Raw genomic sequence first — 15,180 nt, forward strand, 5'->3', positions numbered from 1 at the left:
ACGGCGGTCGACGAGACGCCTCCCTGTCGTGTTCAGGCAACTGCGAAAAAGCTCTCATATTATTCAAAGCGACATCAGGTAGAACGGCTTCATGAACGACTCCACCCCGTGGCCGAGGCCCGCCGAGAGTCCGCTGGTGCTCGTGGTCGACGACGAACCCAGCATCCGCGAGCTGCTGCGCGACGCCCTGGAGCTGAACGGGTTCGGGGTGCGCACCGCGGCGACCGGGCGGCGAGCGCTGGAGAGCGTGGCCGAGGAACGGCCCGACATCATTCTGCTGGACGTGATGCTGCCCGATCTCGACGGGTTCGCGGTGGCGCAGCGGCTGCGGCCGGACGGCGGCGGGCCGCCGGTGTTGTTCCTCACCGCCCGTGACACGGTGGCCGACCGGATCGCCGGGCTCACCGCGGGGGGCGACGACTACGTCACCAAGCCGTTCAGCCTGGAAGAGGTCGTGCTGCGCATCCGGGCCATCCTGCGCCGCACCGGCGCCCAGGAGGAGTTCCGCGACGACGGCCTGCTGCGCTACGCCGACCTGGAGCTCGACGAGGAGGCCCACGCGGTGCGGCGGGCGGGGCGGCGCATCCATCTGTCGCCGACGGAGTTCGCCCTGCTGCGCTACCTGATGATCAACGCTGACCGGGTCGTGAGCAAGGCGCAGATCCTCGACCGGGTCTGGGACCACGACGTCGACACCGACAGCAGGATCGTCGAGTCCTACATCAGCTACCTGCGCCGCAAGATCGACATCGAGGGGCCGCCGCTGATCCACACACTGCGCGGCGTGGGCTACTGCCTGCAGGGGCCCGGTCAGGGGGAAGCCCGGTGGCGGCGGTAGGCAGGCCATGGCCGTTGCGGCACCGGTTGCTGGCGGTCCTGCTGGGACTGTCGGCCGCCGCGCTGACGGTGTTCGCCGGCGCCGGAGTGCTGCTGCTGGAGCGGTCGCTGATCGCGCGCGTGGACACCCAGCTGTACGAGATCTCCACCACCTTCCGCACGGGCCGGCCTCCGCCACCCGCGCCGCGGCCCCGCGAAGGCAACGTGGAGCTGCCCACCCAGTTCAGGGTCGCCTTCTACGATCCGGCCGGAACCCTGCTGAGCGATGTGCCGACCGGCTCCGCCGATGGTCCCGCCATTCCGGCCGAGGCGATCGCCACGGTGCCGGCGCGGCCCATCACCGTCCCCGCCACGACGGGGTCGGCTGACTGGCGCACGCTGGTGGTGCGCTCGCCGACCGGCGACGGGGTGGCGGTGTCCATGTCGCTGGAGGCCAGTCAGAGCACCGTCCGGCAACTGCTGCTGATCGAGGTGGCGACGGGGGCGCTGATCCTGGTCCTGCTCGGGGTCGTGGCGCTCGCCCTGGTACGGCTGGGCCTGCGCCCGCTGACCCGGATGGAGCAGACCGCCACCGCGATCGCCGCCGGAGAGCTCGATCGCCGGGTGCCCGACAGCGACCCGCGGACCGAGACCGGCCGGCTGGGTCACGCGCTCAACGTCATGCTCGAACGCCTGGGTGAGGCGCTGCGCCGGCGGGAGGACTCCGAGCTACGGTTGCGCCGCTTCCTGGCCGACGCCTCACACGAGCTGCGCACCCCGCTCACCTCCATCCGCGGGTTCGCCGAGCTGTACCGGCACGGCCGGGGCGAGCGGGACCCGGCGGTGGCGCGCATCCTGGGACGCGTCGAGGGCGCGGCCGAGCGGATGGGCGTGCTGGTCGATGACCTGATGCTGCTCGCCCGGCTCGACCAGGAGCGCGCCCTCGACCTGAGCGACGTGGACCTGCGCGTCATCGCCGGAGACGTGGCGCACGACGCGCGGATCCGCGAGCCGGATCGGGAGATCGAGCTGGTGCCGGCCGACCACCCGGTGCGGGTGGTCGGGGACGAGCATCGCCTCCACCAGGTCGTCGCCAACCTGGTGGCCAATGCCATGGCCCACACGCCACCGGACACGGCCATACGGGTGACGGTCGGGCACCTCACCGCGCCCGGACCTCCGGAGCCCGGCGTCACCTGCGCCGGCACGCTGATCGCCTCGGCCGGACGGGCCGCGTTCGTCGAGGTGCGGGACGACGGGCCGGGCATCGAGCCCGAGCACCTGCCCCACGTCTTCGACCGGTTCTACCGGGCCGAGGCCGGCCGGTCCCGCGAGAGCGGTGGCACCGGCCTGGGGCTGGCCATCGCGGCCGCTCTGGTGGAGGCGCACGAAGGCCGCGTCGAGGCGCGCAGCGAGCGGGGCCGCGGCACCGCCTTCCGCGTCATCCTGCCCGTCGCCGGGCCAACAGGCGGCTGAGCCCGTTCACCGTCGAGTGAGCACCGATTTGCGAGTCGTTCACACATTGTTCCCAGGTTTTTGCTGTCAAATGCCTTCTGTCAAGGAAGGAGAGTCATGCTGCGAAGACTCCGCAATCGTGCCGCTCCCGCAGATGAGCCCACCGGACAGCGCGTACCGTCCCCGGCCACCGGCGAACTCGGGCACGCACTGCGCGCACCGAGCAAGCTGCACGCGTTCAACCGTTACGAGATCAAGTACCTGGTCGACGCGGCCCTCGTGGGCGAGCTCCGGGAGGAGTTGGAGCAGGTTCTCGACCGCGACAAGCACAGCGGCGACCAGGGGTACGGCATCTGGAGCGTCTACTACGACACCCGGCAGCTGCGGTTCTACTGGGAGAAGATCGAGGGTCTCAAGTTCCGCAGGAAGCTGCGGATCCGGCACTACGGCGACCGGTTCGCGGTGGGCCCGGACACCCCCGTCTTCGTCGAGATCAAGCAGCGGGTCAACCGGGTCACCCAGAAACGGCGGGTACGCCTGCCGTACCGGGACGCGCTGCGGCTGTGCGACGGGCGCGAGCTGATCGAGCACGACCCCTCCACGCGCGGCTTCGTGGAGGAGGTCCTCGACCTGGTCTGCCGGCTCGACCTGCACACCACCGCGATGACCGGCTACCAGCGCCACGCCTACGTGGGGCGGGAGGCCGACGTGGGGTTGCGGGTCACCTTCGACCAGCGCATCCGCGGCCGGGACAGGGACTTCCACCTGGGCGCCGACGCCGAGAACCGGTTCATCGTCCCGCCCAGAAAAGCGATCATGGAGGTCAAGGCGAACGAGCGGGTCCCCTACTGGCTCACCGACCTGACCGCCAAGCGGAACCTGCAGGTGGTGCGGGTGTCCAAGTACTGCCAGAGCGTGGAGGCCCACGGACGGGCGCCACGGTCGATCTTCCACATTCCGGACCACGACCTCGATCTCGACCGGTCGTTCGCTTCGACGGAGGCCTGACCCCCATGGACTTCACCTTCCAGGACCTTTCCGGCACGTTCAGCGTGGCGGACATCGCCATCGCGATGGTGCTGTCGTTCGTGCTCAGCGCCATGATCGGCTGGGTCTACCGGGCGACGCACCGCAATGTGTCCTACAGCCAGTCGTACGTGCAGACGCTGGTCGTCCTGGGCATGCTCATCTCGCTCATCATGCTGGTCGTCGGCTCCAACATCGCCCGCGCCTTCGCGCTGGTCGGCGCGCTGTCGGTGGTCCGCTTCCGCAACGCCATCAAGGAGACCAGGGACGTCGGGTTCATCTTCCTGGTGATGGCGATCGGCATGGCCGTGGGCACGCGCTTCTACCTACTGGCCGTGGTCGCCGCCGTGGCGATCTCGCTGATCATCCTGGTCATGAACCGATTCAACTGGTTCGCGCTCAACGTGCAGCGCCAGGTGGTCAAGGTGCAGGTGCCGTCGGACGACGACTACACGCCCGTGATCCAGGACGTGCTCGTCCGGCACACCGACGAGTTCGAGCTGGTCAGCATGGAGTCGATCAGGGCCGGGGCGCTGACCGAGCTGATGTACACGGTCAAGATCAAGAAGGGCAGCGAGCCCGCCGACCTGATCTCCGCCCTGCGCGAGCGCAACAGCGGTCAGTCGGTCACCGTGCTGACCGGATACGACCAGACGGACCTGTAGGCCCGCCGTGGACCAGCCCACCAACCGGCGCCGGCTGCGGCACCGCGTCCCGATCAGGCTCCGGCAGCACTGGAAGCTCGTGGCGGCCTGCCTGACCTTCCTCGCCGTCTGCGCGGGAGTCTTCGGCAGCGGGACGATCCGCCCGTACGTCACCCGCGTCCAGACGGCCTCGGCCGACACCGTCACCCAGAACATCACCGGGGCCAAGGAGCTCTTCGACACCTCCGTGCCCCACGAGGTGAAGCTGACCTTCCGCGACGAGAGCTACCAGGACATGCTGCAGGAGTACTTCAAGGACGGCGACAAGAAGTACGTCGAAGCGGACCTGACCATCGACGGGACCACCATCCCGAGCGTCGGGATCCGCCTCAAGGGCAACTCGACGCTGAGCGGGCTGAGCTGGAACGGCCAGACCCGCCGGCGCGGCCTGCCCGGCATCCCCGACGGCGGCCAACCACCGGAGGGCTTCCAACCACCGGAGGGTTTTCAGCCACCGGAGGGTTTTCAGCCACCCGGGAACGGCCGGCCACAGGGCCAGGGCCGGCCGCAGGGCGAAGGGCAGCCGCCCGGAGGGGGCGGGTTTCCCGGCGGGCCCGGCGGGCCCGGCGGGTCGTTGAAGGCGGAGGAGCCCGAGAAGCTGCCGTGGCTGATCAGCTTCGACGAGTTCGTGGAGGGCCGCCGCTACCAGGGCCACTCACAGATCGCGGTCCGGCCCGGCGCGATGCAGTCGACGACGCTGCTCAACGAGTCGCTCGCCATCTCGCTCGTGGACGCCGCCGGCGAGCCGACGCAGCGGTTCGCCTACAGCGCCTTCGAGGTGAACGGCCGTACCACCGCTCCCCGGCTGCTGGTGGAGTATCTGGACGAGGACTACGCCTCCCGGCTGGGCACGGGCGTGCTCTACAAGTCTCTGGCGTCCAGCGGCTTCTCGTACAAGGGCGAGGACCAGACCGAGTACGCCCAGGACTTCAAGCAGGTCAACCGGAAGGGCGAGCAGGATCTCCAGCCGGTGATCGGCCTGGTCAAGTGGGTGGAGCAGGCGTCGGACGAGGAGTTCGCCGCCGGGCTCGCCGACCGGCTGGACGTCGAGTCGTTCGCCCGCTACCTCGTCCTGCAGAACCTGATGCTGAACTTCGACGACATGTCCGGCCCAGGGCGTAACTACTACCTCTGGTACGACCTCGACTCCCGGAAGTTCCAGGTGATCAGCTGGGACCTCAACCTGGTCTTCAGCGGTGACGCCGAGGCCGGGCCGCACGACACGATCGGCATGGGGTTCGGCGGGCGCCGGCCGGACGGGCAACGGCCCACGACGCAGACACCTGGCCAGGGGCAGCGGCGGCCCGGCGGTGAGGGGCCGGGTGGCATGCGGACGGGTCACGCGCTGAAGGACAGGTTCCTGGCGACTCCGGCCTTCAAGCAGCTGTACGAGCAGCAGTACCGGGACCTGTACGCCAAGCTGCTGGGCAACGGGACCGCGCTGAAGCTGCTGGACGGCGTGCTCGACTCCTACGGGCTGAACGAGCGGGCCGACACGGCGAGCGCCACGAAGGAGGCCGCCACCCTGCGCACCACCCTCCAGACCCGCGCCAAGGCCCTGGGAGCCGACAAGACGATCAGCGGTCCCTAGCGCTGTGGGCACGAAAGCCGAGGACACGAATGCCGGGAGCAGGAAAGGGGACTTTGGACCCTAGCCGTCCCCGGAACCAGCCGGAACCCTGATGGTGCTCTGTGGTGAAAACCATTCGGATATGGGTCGTGAGGAGGCTGTCGTGCCTGGTGACGAGCGTGACCGGAGATGGACGACGGCTCCCCGGCCGCACCGGGTCGTGGAGCGGCGGACCGACGGGCCGGGACGGGTGACCATGTCCCTGGCACCGGCGTCCCCGCCCAAGGCCGGCCCGGACGCGCCCGCCACCCAGCCGCTGCCAGGGCAGTACTGGGTGCTCGACCTGGCGGGCGGGGTGCAGGTGCCCGCCGTCGACGTGACGGACCTGGCCGAGGAGTGCGGCGACGCGGTGGTCCAGGTGACCACGCTGCGCGTGCCGTGCGGGCAGACCATGGGCGCGGTCGGCGACCTGATCGAGGTCAGGGGGCCGATGGGCGCCGGCTGGGACCTGCGCTCCGTGGCCGGTCGCGATCTGGTGCTCATCGGCTGGGACACCGGGGTCGCCCTGCTGAGCCCGCTCGTCGAGCAGGCCGAGGCGCGGGGCGTCCGGAGCGTCCGCATGTGGGCCGGAGGGTGCGAACGCTGGCTGTCGCGGCCCGAGTGGCGCGGCCTGGCCGGCCGTGACGGAGTGCGCCTGTCGCACGGACCGGACATGAGCGCCGCCGCCGACGAGCTGGACCTCGACCCCGGCAACACGATCGCCCTGGTGGCGAGCCCCTGGCCGATGGCCTGCGACACCGCGCGGGCGCTGATCGACCGGGGGCTGACCGCCGCCTCGGTTCAGCTGGCCGCCCACTCGTTCCTGCGGTGCGGCAACAGACGTTGCGGCCGGTGCCGGCTCGCCCCCTCCGGGGGCGTGCTGCGGGCCTGCCTGGACGGCCCGGTCCTCGCCTACGACCGGATCCTGCAAGGTGCCTGAGATGAGCACGATCCCCGCCGGCCGCCTGGAGCCGAGATGAGCACGGCCGCTGGCGGCCGCCTGGAGCAGCAGCACGAGACGGGAGACACCATGCCTTCCCCAGCGCCTTCCCCCACAGAGTCCGTCACGGGCCCTCCCTCGCCCCGGCGCACGCTGAAGCTGACCGAACGCGAGTCCCTCGACCTCCTCCGCAGCGTCACGCTGGGCCGGGTCGTCTTCACCCAGCACGCGCTGCCCGCGATCCGCCCGGTGAACCACATCGTCGACGAGGAAGCGGTGATCATCCGCAGTCATCTGGGGGCCGCCATCGTCTCCCACTCGGCGGTACGGGGCGGCGCGGTCGTCGCGTACGAGGCCGAGGACCTGGATCCGGTCGAGCACGTGGGCTGGAGCGTCATCGTCACCGGCACCGCCCGGCTCGTCACCGAACCGGCCGCCATCACCCGCTACCGGAAGCTGCTCCGGCCCTGGGTCGAGCCCGAGATGGACCAGGTCATCTCCATCCAGGTGGAGATGATCAGCGGGATCCGGCTGGTCGACGGGCGGCGGCAGGACTGATCGACCGGCCGGCGGGGCCCGGCTGAAAGTTTCATCGCGCGTTGCCGGTCCGGCTCGCGCGTGTTTCAATGCGTTCGCGCGACTGCTGCCGGGCGGGTAGGTCGTGGGCGGGTTCCTCTGTCGTTTCGAACAAGGGAATCCCCATGAGACTCTTCCGGTCGGCGGCCTTCGTGGCCGCGCTGGCCGTGGCCCTGGTCACCACCGCCCTGATGATCCCGCGTCAGGTCCAGGCCCACGGCGTCACGATGTTCCCCGGCGCCCGTACCTTCCTGTGCTGGCAGGACGGGCTCCGGGACAACGGGCAGATCATCTCCTACAACCCCGCGTGCGCGGCGGCCGTCGCGCAGAGCGGCACCACTCCGCTGTACAACTGGTTCGCCGTGCTGCGCTCCGACGGCGGCGGCCGGACCTCGGGGTTCATCCCCGACGGGCAGCTCTGCAGCGGCGGCACCGGCGGGCCGTACGACTTCAGCGCCTACAACGCGGTCCGCTCCGACTGGCCGCTGACCCACCTGACCTCGGGCGCCAACATCCAGGTCCGGCACAGCAACTGGGCCTCGCACCCGGGCTCGTTCGTCTACTACGTCACCAAGAACGGCTGGAACCCCAACGGGCCGCTGAAGTGGTCCGATCTGGAGTCGTTCGGCAGCGTGACCGACCCGCCGCAGTCCGGCGGGCCGGGCGGGCTCAACTACTACCACTGGAACGTCCAGCTGCCGTCCGGGAAGACCGGCCGGCACATGATCTACATCCACTGGATCCGCGCCGACAGCCAGGAGAACTTCTACAGCTGCTCCGACGTCGTCTTCGACGGCGGCAACGGCGAGGTCACCGGTGTGGGTCCGGGCGGCACGTCCTCGCCGACCCCGACCGTCACGCCCACGGTCACCCCCACCGCGACCCCGACCGTCACCCCGACCGGCGGCGGGTGTGCCGCCACCTGGCGCACCATCGCCACCCCCAACTGGCCGGGCCACTTCCAGGCGGAGGTGACCGTGCGCAACCAGGGCGCGAGCACGTTGAACGGCTGGACGGTCCGCTGGACGTACGGCGGCGGCCAGGGATTCGACGGCTCACCCTGGAACGGCGTGCTGACCGGGCAACCGCCGTCCGTGGCGGTCAAGAACGCGGCGTACAACGGGCAGCTCGCGGCGAACGCGACCACCACGTTCGGGTTCAACGCCACGGGCACCGCTCCGGATCCCGCGCCGACGCTGACCTGCTCCAGCCCGTAGGCGCCGGCGCATGGTGACGGAAGTTCACCGGCCGGCGACGCGCCGGACGAGGACGGTGGTGGTCACCGCCGTGGCCCTGGCCGTCCTCGCCGGGGCGGCGCTGGCCGTCCAGCTGAACCTGGCCGGGCGGCAGGAGCTGCGGGCGGGGCTCACCGCCCGGGTGACGGCGTTGCTGGAGCGGGCCTCACCGGCCGAGCATCACGAGCACGGGCACGAGTTCGGGCCGGACGCCGGGCGCGTGGTGTGCGCGGTGGACGTGTTCGGCACCGACCCGGCCGACGCCGGCACGGTGGCAGAGGTGACGTGGGTCTACGCGCACCACATGTGCGCGATCACCGGCCCGGGCGCCGGGTGGTCGGTCTCGGTGCGCGCGTCGGGCCCGATCGCCGTCCGGCTGGGCACCCCCGACCGGGTACGGGTGCCGCAGTCGGGCGCCGGTTACCCGGAACGGGTCAGGGAGATCATCCCCGAGCGCTATCACGACGAGGCGTTCGGCGAATTCGGCGACGAGGAGGCGATCGAGGTGGCCCGCGAGAGGTTCGTCCAGGCGACCCGCTGACAACGGCCGCGCCTGCGGCGGGAAGTGGGCCCCGGCACCAGGGACGCGGCCGGCGGGGAGAGGAGGGGCCCTCCCCACCGGCCGCGTCTGCCACCCGGGCGGGATGGTGTCGTGGAACGGTCGCACGACGGTTGGCGGCGTCACCTCCTCACGAGAGCACGTGTGGGAGCGCTCCCAACAGGGTCTTGGCACGCGGTGGCGGATGTCAACGCACACCGTCCCCAGGGGCCTTCCAGCACCCCTCACCAGGGTCCCGAGATGAAACTTTCAGCTGCCCGGTCGAAGCCGGGCGACCAGGTTCCGGCGCTCAGCGGTCCGCCGGAGAGTCGTGGTCGGCGTGGGCCCTGCGGAGCAGGTCCATCAGCTTGTCCTCGTCGCGGATCCTGGCGCGATACTTCTCCGGCAGCTTGCGGATCGTGGCCTCCTCCGCGAGCAGGTCGCGGAAGATCTCCTCGCGCCGGGCCGGGTCGCGTTCGACGTACAGGTACTCGGTGGCGTGGCGGCGCGCGCAGGACACCGCGTTCTGCGCGCGCCCCTTGGCACTGACCAGGGAGGCGATCACGGTGACGACGAGGACTCCGATGATGACCGCGAGGGACAGCCCGGTGCTGATCTCGACCACCTTCACCGGCTCGCCGTCGTTGATGAACGGCACGTTGTTCTCGTGCAGCGCGTGCAGGATGAGCTTCACGCCGATGAAGGCCAGGATGGCGGCCAGCCCGATGCCCAGGTAGATGAGCCGGTCCAGCAGCCCGTCGATGAGGAAGTACAGCTGGCGCAGCCCGACCAGGGCGAACGCGGTGGCGGTGAAGACCAGGTAGACGTTCTGGGTCAGGCCGAAGATGGCCGGGATGGAGTCGAGCGCGAAGAGCAGGTCGGTGCCGCCGATCGCGGTCATGACCAGCAGCATCGGGGTCATGACCCGCTTGCCGCCGGCGACCGTGAAGAGCTTGTCGCCGTCGTAGGTGTCGGAGGTGGGCAGGATCTTACGGGCGACGCGGACCACCAGGTTGTCCGGGGAGTGGCCCTCCTCGCTCTCCGACTTGAGCAGCTGGCCGGCGGTGATCAGCAGGATGAGGCCGAAGAGGTAGAACACCCAGGCGAACGTGTTGATCAGCGCGGCGCCGAGGAAGATGAATCCGGTCCGGGCGATCAGCGCGAAGACGATGCCGAAGAGCAGCACCTTCTGCTGGGAGGCCCGGGGCACCTTGAAGCTCGACATGATGACGAGGAAGACGAACAGGTTGTCGACCGAGAGCGCCTTCTCCGTCACGTAACCGGCGAAGTACTGGACACCCATCTCGGAGCCGCCGAAGATCCACACGCCGGCGCCGAAGAGCAGGGCGACGCCCACGTAGCCGGCCGACCACCACGCGGCCTCGGAGAGCGTCGGGGCGTGCGCCTTGCGCACATGGAAGACGAAGTCGAACACGAGCAGGCCCGCGATTCCGACGATCGTCAGCCACCAGACGACAGCGGGTACGTCCATTCACGCTCCATGGTTCGACTGTGATCTCCTTGATCGAGTCACTCCGCGTCTGTTACCCGGCGAATATCCCCTCATGCCGCCCGCACTCTTCGGCGGATAAGGGATGACTCTTTGCTCTCGGGGCACCGGGCCTTGATGACCGGATGGGAAGAGGCCCATCGAGGGAGAGGAAACCGGGGACATGACTGACAATTCGGGCACAGGATCCCAGTCGGGCGGCAAGCGCGAGGTGCTGACCAACCGGCAGGGACATCCGGTCTACGACAACCAGAACCAGCGGACCGTGGGCGCGCGCGGGCCGGCGACGCTCGAGAACTACCAGTTCCTCGAGAAGATCAGCCACTTCGACCGTGAGCGGATCCCCGAGCGCGTGGTCCACGCCCGCGGGGTGACCAGCCACGGCTTCTTCGAGGCGTACGGCAGGCTCGGCGACGAGCCGATCAGCCGCTACACCCGAGCGAAGATCTTCCAGGAGGAGGGCAAGCGCACCGATGTCGCGGTCAGGTTCTCCACGGTCATCGGCGGGCGCGACTCGGCGGAGACCGCCCGCGACCCGCGCGGCTTCGCGATCAAGTTCTACACCGAGGACGGCAACTGGGACCTGGTCGGCAACAACCTCGCCGTCTTCTTCATCAGGGACGCGATCAAGTTCCCCGACGTCATCCACTCGCTCAAGCCGGATCCGGTGACCTTCAGGCAGGAGCCCGCGCGGATCTTCGACTTCATGTCGCAAACGCCGGAGAGCATGCACATGCTGGTCAACCTGTTCAGCCCGCGCGGCATCCCGGCTGACTACCGGCACATGCAGGGCTTCGGCGTCAACACCTACAAGTGGGCCAACCAGCAGGGCGACACGGTCCTGGTCAAGTATCACTGGATGCCCAAGCAGGGCGTGCGCAGCATGACCGAGGCCGACGCGGCGGCCGTACAGGCCAGCGACCTCGGGCACGCGACCAAGGACCTGCACGAGGCGATCGAGCGCGGCGACTACCCCGAGTGGGAGCTGCTGGTGCAGATCATGAGCGACGACGACCACCCCGAGCTGGACTTCGACCCGCTCGACGACACCAAGGTGTGGCCCGAGAACGAGTTCCCGGCCAGGCCGGTCGGCCGCATGGTGCTCAACCGCAACGTGGACAACAACTTCGCCGAGAACGAGCAGATCTCCTTCGGCACCGGCGTGCTCATCGACGGCCTGGACTTCTCCGACGACAAGATGCTGGTCGGCCGTACGTTCTCCTACAGCGACACCCAGCGCTACCGGGTCGGCCCCAACTACCTGCAGCTGCCGGTCAACCAGGCGCGCAACTCTCCCGTCCGCACCAACCAGCGCGACGGCCAGATGACCTACTTCGTCGACACCGCCGGGGAGAGCCCGCACATCAACTACGAGCCGTCGCTGGTCGACGGGCTGCGCGAGGCCGACTATCCGACCGTGGACGAGCAGGGCCCGGTCATCTCCGGACGGCTCACCCGCCAGCGCATCCCCCGGACCAACGACTACACCCAGGCGGGTCAGCGTTACCTGCTGATGGAGGAGTGGGAACGCGCCGACCTGGTGGACAACTTCATCGCCGCGCTCAAGCAGTGCGACCCGCGCGTCCAGGAGCGGATGGTCTGGCACTTCCTGCTCGTGGAGGACGACCTGGGCCTGCGCGTCGGCGAAGGGCTCGGCATCCGTCCCGAGGACGTCGCCGATCTCCCGCCGCTCGACAAGCAGACCCTGACCGACGAGGAGCGGGCGCGCCTGTCGAACCTGGGCTCCAACGGGCCGCGCGACGTCAGCGGCCTGAAGATGACGCACTGCGTGCCCAACGAGCGGGCCGCTCACGCCGGATGACTCCCAGGCGGGCCCGCACCACCGTGACCGGCGGCGCGGGCACCGCCACGTTCGACGACCCCGCGAAAGGAACACCATGCCCGAGTCCCCCGTCATGCCGGAGACCATGGACGAGACCGACGTCGTCGATCTGCTGCTGGCTCAGCACGTGATGATCCAGGACCTGTTCGACGAGGTCGAGCGAGCGTCCGCCGGCCGCCGGGCCGAGCCGTTCACCCGGCTGGTGCGGCTGCTGGCCGTACACGAGACCATCGAGGAGCAGATCGTCCACCCCTACGCCCGGCTGGTGCTCTATGACGGCGACGCGATCGTCGACGAGCGCCTGACCGAGGAGAGGGAGGCCAAGGAACTGCTGAGGGACCTGGACCGGACGGGACCGGACGCCCGCGGATTTTCGACGCGCCTCGCCGCGCTGCGCGCCGCCGTGACCGAGCACGCCCGAGCCGAGGAGAGGGACGAGTTCCCGCGCCTGCGCGCCAACACCTCGGTGGCCCAGCGCCGGGCGCTGGCGGCCTGGGTCAAGGCCGCCGCCGCGCTCGCGCCGACCCATCCCCACCCCGGGATCGAGTCGGCCGTGAGCAACGTGCTGATCGGCGCTCCGATCGCGATGATGGACCGGGCCGGCGACCTGATCCGCCAGGCCATGGGCGAGCAGGACTGACCGCTAGTCCGACAGTCCGGCGCGCAGCTGGGAGAGGACGTTGCGCAGGATGCGGGAGACGTGCATCTGCGAGATGCCGAACTCCGCGGCGATCTCCGACTGCGTCATGTTGCCGTAGAAGCGCAGCAGGAGGATCTTCTTCTCCCGCGGAGGCAGGGAGTCGATGAGCGGCTTCACGGCGTGCTTGTCGATCAGGACGCTGAGCGAGTGGTCTTCCTCGGGGAGGACGTCACCGAGCGTGGCGTCGTCGTCGGGGCCGCCCAGCGGGGCGTCGAGCGACAGGGTGCTGTAGGCGGCCGACGCGTCGAGCGTCAGCAGCACGTCCTCCTGCGAGATGTTCATCTTGGCCGCCAGCTCGGCGACGGTCGGCGCGCGGCCGAGGTCCTGGGAGAGGTCGGAGCTGAGCTTGTTGAGCTCGGAACGGCGCTCCTGGTAGACGCGGGGCACCCTGATGGCCCAGGTGCGGTCCCGGAAGTGGCGCTTGACCTCGCCCGTCATGGTGACGACGGCGTATCCCCTGAACTCGTGGCCGAGGGAGGCGTCGAAGCCGTTGATGGCCTTCATCAGGCCGACGTACGCGGCCTGGAGCAGGTCCTCGATGGGCTCGCCCCGGTAGCGGTAACGCCGGGCGATCTCGTGCGCGAGCCGGTCGTGCATCTCCACCAACCGCTCACGCAGCCGCTCGCGGGCGCTGTCGGGCGTATCGGGGTTGACCATCTCGGTCAGGAGTTGTTCGGCGGTCATTTCCGTGAGCACGAGTTCCTGGACAGCCATGCCTACTCCTTGTTTCAGCGGGGCGGCCACATCCAGGAAAAGTCCAGGCAGAAGCACGCCTCACCCATTCTCGAGGCGAAGCCCTCTGCTGGACTTCGACAGGTATATACCCCTTTCGCGCGGAATATTCCGCCGACTTTGGCGGCGGAGCGAAGAGGGCGCGTCAGGCCGGCCCAGCGGCCGGCCCGACCTTGACGCGGGCGGCGGGGTCTGCCCCTGGCGCAGCCGACGGATCTGTCCCTGGCGGACGACGGGGTCTGGCCCTGGCGCAGCCGACGAATCCGTCCCTGGCGGACGACGGGGTCTGGCCCTGGCGCGGACGACTCGCCTGAGCGGAGCGGGGTGACCGGGCGAGAAGCGAGATGTCAGGTTCGCCGTCCCGCTTCTTTTTCCCGAGCGGGCCGTATACCGTCGCCAAGACTTGGTGTTCGGGAGTCGAAGGCGGCGAGTTGGTGCGGTCGTGGGCGCGGTTACCGGTCGGCCGGCCGGTATGGCTCGACGGCGCCGACACCGAGACCGTCGCCCTGGCGACCGACCCCCTGCCTGACGACGCCCCCGCGATCGTCACCTACCTGCCCGCCGGCGCGCGCTCCACCACCGGCTTCGTCGCCGCCGCGCTGTGCGAGCTCCAGCGCACCGCCGTCGCGCTGTTTCCCGCGTGGCTGCCAGGCGCCGAAGGGCTCGACGGGCCCGGGGGCGCGGGCATCGCCGCCGTACGCACGCTGGCTCTGCGCCGGGCGTCGGCCAGCGACCACTTCGGGCCGTTCCTGGCCGAGCTGGCCGAGCTGGCGCTGTCCGGCCGGCCTGACGCACCCAGCGGGTTCTCCCCCGAGACCCGGGCCGCCGGGCTGGCCCGGGTGATCGCCACCAGCTTCGGCAGGTCACGCCTGGCGCTCCTGGTCGACGTGCCCGCCGGGCTCTCACCGGCCGGCCAGGAGGTGCTCGTCGCGGGCTGCGAGTGGCTCGCCCAGCGCGGCGAGCTGGGCGTCTGGCTCACCGGCGCCCCACTGAACACCGACCGCCTCCAGCGGGTAACGCCCCCACTGAACACCGACCGCGCCCAGCCGGTGACGCCCCCGCTGGAGACCGACCGCCTCCGGCGGGTGACGTCCGTGGTCGGTGAGGAGGTGCGGCCGCGCGTGAGTCATCCGGCGGTGGCCGGGCGGCCGCATCCGGGGAGCCGGAGCGAGCAGGCATTGGAAGCCGCGCTGGCGCCGTACGCGTGGGCCGCCGGGCGGGCCTGGAACCAGACCTACCGGCCGCACCCGCTGGCCGCACCGGTGCGGGTCGATCTCCTGTGGCAGGACGAACGGTGCGTCGTCGAGATCGACGGCCCCGAGCACCGCGGCCCCCGCACGTTCGACGAGGACCGGCGGCGCGACGTACGCCTCCAGCTCGCCGGTTACGCCGTGCTCCGCTTCACCGATTCCCATGTGATGACCGACCCGCAAGCCGTGGTCCGCCAGATCGAGCTGTATCTCAGCCGTCGCCGTGGAACACCGGAAGGATGACCG

Annotated in this window: 14 protein-coding genes; 12 read left to right on the plus strand and 2 right to left on the minus strand. The window is 70.0% G+C overall.

The window, feature by feature from the left end:
- The first annotated feature begins 91 nt into the window (after window positions 1–91).
- From AB0I38_RS01725 to AB0I38_RS01765, 9 genes are all read left to right on the plus strand, one after another.
- Entirely contained in the window at window positions 92–838 is a 747-nt protein-coding gene (locus tag AB0I38_RS01725) for a response regulator transcription factor (protein WP_358460203.1), read from the plus strand.
- Entirely contained in the window at window positions 826–2,292 is a 1,467-nt protein-coding gene (locus tag AB0I38_RS01730) for a sensor histidine kinase (protein WP_358460206.1), read from the plus strand. Before AB0I38_RS01725 ends, AB0I38_RS01730 begins: the two co-directional genes overlap by 13 nt.
- A 96-nt stretch (window positions 2,293–2,388) precedes the next feature.
- The gene (locus AB0I38_RS01735; RefSeq protein ID WP_358460209.1) at window positions 2,389–3,279 is read left to right on the plus strand and encodes a polyphosphate polymerase domain-containing protein; all 891 of its coding nucleotides are present in this window, start codon (window positions 2,389–2,391) and stop codon (window positions 3,277–3,279) included.
- 5 nt (window positions 3,280–3,284) lie between these two features.
- Window positions 3,285–3,962, plus strand: a complete 678-nt coding sequence (locus AB0I38_RS01740; protein WP_358460212.1) for a DUF4956 domain-containing protein — start codon at window positions 3,285–3,287, stop codon at window positions 3,960–3,962.
- Between the two features lie 7 nt (window positions 3,963–3,969).
- Complete coding sequence (locus AB0I38_RS01745; RefSeq protein WP_358460215.1) at window positions 3,970–5,592, plus strand: CotH kinase family protein; 1,623 nt, start codon at window positions 3,970–3,972, stop codon at window positions 5,590–5,592.
- 142 nt (window positions 5,593–5,734) lie between these two features.
- A complete protein-coding gene (locus AB0I38_RS01750) occupies window positions 5,735–6,550 on the plus strand; it encodes a hypothetical protein (protein ID WP_358460218.1) in 816 nt (271 codons plus the stop codon).
- Window positions 6,551–6,586: 36 nt separating this feature from the next.
- Entirely contained in the window at window positions 6,587–7,108 is a 522-nt protein-coding gene (locus AB0I38_RS01755; RefSeq protein WP_358460221.1) for a pyridoxamine 5'-phosphate oxidase family protein, read from the plus strand.
- 143 nt (window positions 7,109–7,251) lie between these two features.
- Complete coding sequence (locus tag AB0I38_RS01760) at window positions 7,252–8,343, plus strand: lytic polysaccharide monooxygenase auxiliary activity family 9 protein (protein WP_358460224.1); 1,092 nt, start codon at window positions 7,252–7,254, stop codon at window positions 8,341–8,343.
- A gap of 10 nt (window positions 8,344–8,353) precedes the next feature.
- Window positions 8,354–8,902 (plus strand): hypothetical protein, encoded by a 549-nt coding sequence (locus tag AB0I38_RS01765; RefSeq protein WP_358460227.1) that lies wholly within the window; start codon window positions 8,354–8,356, stop codon window positions 8,900–8,902.
- 307 nt (window positions 8,903–9,209) lie between these two features.
- Here AB0I38_RS01765 and AB0I38_RS01770 read toward each other — a convergent pair whose 3' ends face one another.
- Window positions 9,210–10,391: a TerC family protein gene (locus tag AB0I38_RS01770; protein ID WP_358460230.1), complete on the minus strand. Its 1,182-nt coding sequence runs from the start codon at window positions 10,389–10,391 to the stop codon at window positions 9,210–9,212.
- Window positions 10,392–10,572: 181 nt separating this feature from the next.
- On the opposite strand from AB0I38_RS01770, the gene AB0I38_RS01775 reads away from it, so the two are divergent.
- Together AB0I38_RS01775 and AB0I38_RS01780 are read left to right on the plus strand one after the other, a co-directional pair.
- Window positions 10,573–12,231: a catalase gene (locus AB0I38_RS01775; RefSeq protein WP_358460233.1), complete on the plus strand. Its 1,659-nt coding sequence runs from the start codon at window positions 10,573–10,575 to the stop codon at window positions 12,229–12,231.
- A 76-nt stretch (window positions 12,232–12,307) separates the two neighbouring features.
- Window positions 12,308–12,892 carry a hemerythrin domain-containing protein gene (locus AB0I38_RS01780; protein ID WP_358460236.1) on the plus strand — a complete coding sequence of 195 codons (585 nt, stop codon included), beginning with the start codon at window positions 12,308–12,310 and terminating at the stop codon, window positions 12,890–12,892.
- 3 nt (window positions 12,893–12,895) lie between these two features.
- Here the strand turns inward: AB0I38_RS01780 and AB0I38_RS01785 are convergent, their stop codons facing one another.
- The gene (locus AB0I38_RS01785; RefSeq protein ID WP_358460239.1) at window positions 12,896–13,666 is read right to left on the minus strand and encodes a SigB/SigF/SigG family RNA polymerase sigma factor; all 771 of its coding nucleotides are present in this window, start codon (window positions 13,664–13,666) and stop codon (window positions 12,896–12,898) included.
- A gap of 452 nt (window positions 13,667–14,118) precedes the next feature.
- Between AB0I38_RS01785 and AB0I38_RS01790 the strand changes: the two genes are divergently transcribed.
- A complete protein-coding gene (locus AB0I38_RS01790; RefSeq protein ID WP_358460776.1) occupies window positions 14,119–15,177 on the plus strand; it encodes an endonuclease domain-containing protein in 1,059 nt (352 codons plus the stop codon).
- Window positions 15,178–15,180: the final 3 nt, after the last annotated feature.

This window comes from Nonomuraea cavernae, from assembly GCF_040655715.1.
Lineage (GTDB): Bacteria > Actinomycetota > Actinomycetes > Streptosporangiales > Streptosporangiaceae > Nonomuraea > Nonomuraea cavernae_A.

Coding starts and splice junctions, on each gene's coding strand:
- AB0I38_RS01760 (WP_358460224.1), top strand. CDS start 7,252: ATGAGACTCTTCCGGTCGGCGGCCTTCGTGGCCGCGCTGGCCGTGGCC.
- AB0I38_RS01785 (WP_358460239.1), bottom strand. CDS start 13,666: ATGGCTGTCCAGGAACTCGTGCTCACGGAAATGACCGCCGAACAACTC.
- AB0I38_RS01770 (WP_358460230.1), bottom strand. CDS start 10,391: ATGGACGTACCCGCTGTCGTCTGGTGGCTGACGATCGTCGGAATCGCG.
- AB0I38_RS01735 (WP_358460209.1), top strand. CDS start 2,389: ATGCTGCGAAGACTCCGCAATCGTGCCGCTCCCGCAGATGAGCCCACC.
- AB0I38_RS01780 (WP_358460236.1), top strand. CDS start 12,308: ATGCCCGAGTCCCCCGTCATGCCGGAGACCATGGACGAGACCGACGTC.
- AB0I38_RS01725 (WP_358460203.1), top strand. CDS start 92: ATGAACGACTCCACCCCGTGGCCGAGGCCCGCCGAGAGTCCGCTGGTG.
- AB0I38_RS01775 (WP_358460233.1), top strand. CDS start 10,573: ATGACTGACAATTCGGGCACAGGATCCCAGTCGGGCGGCAAGCGCGAG.
- AB0I38_RS01740 (WP_358460212.1), top strand. CDS start 3,285: ATGGACTTCACCTTCCAGGACCTTTCCGGCACGTTCAGCGTGGCGGAC.
- AB0I38_RS01755 (WP_358460221.1), top strand. CDS start 6,587: ATGAGCACGGCCGCTGGCGGCCGCCTGGAGCAGCAGCACGAGACGGGA.
- AB0I38_RS01765 (WP_358460227.1), top strand. CDS start 8,354: ATGGTGACGGAAGTTCACCGGCCGGCGACGCGCCGGACGAGGACGGTG.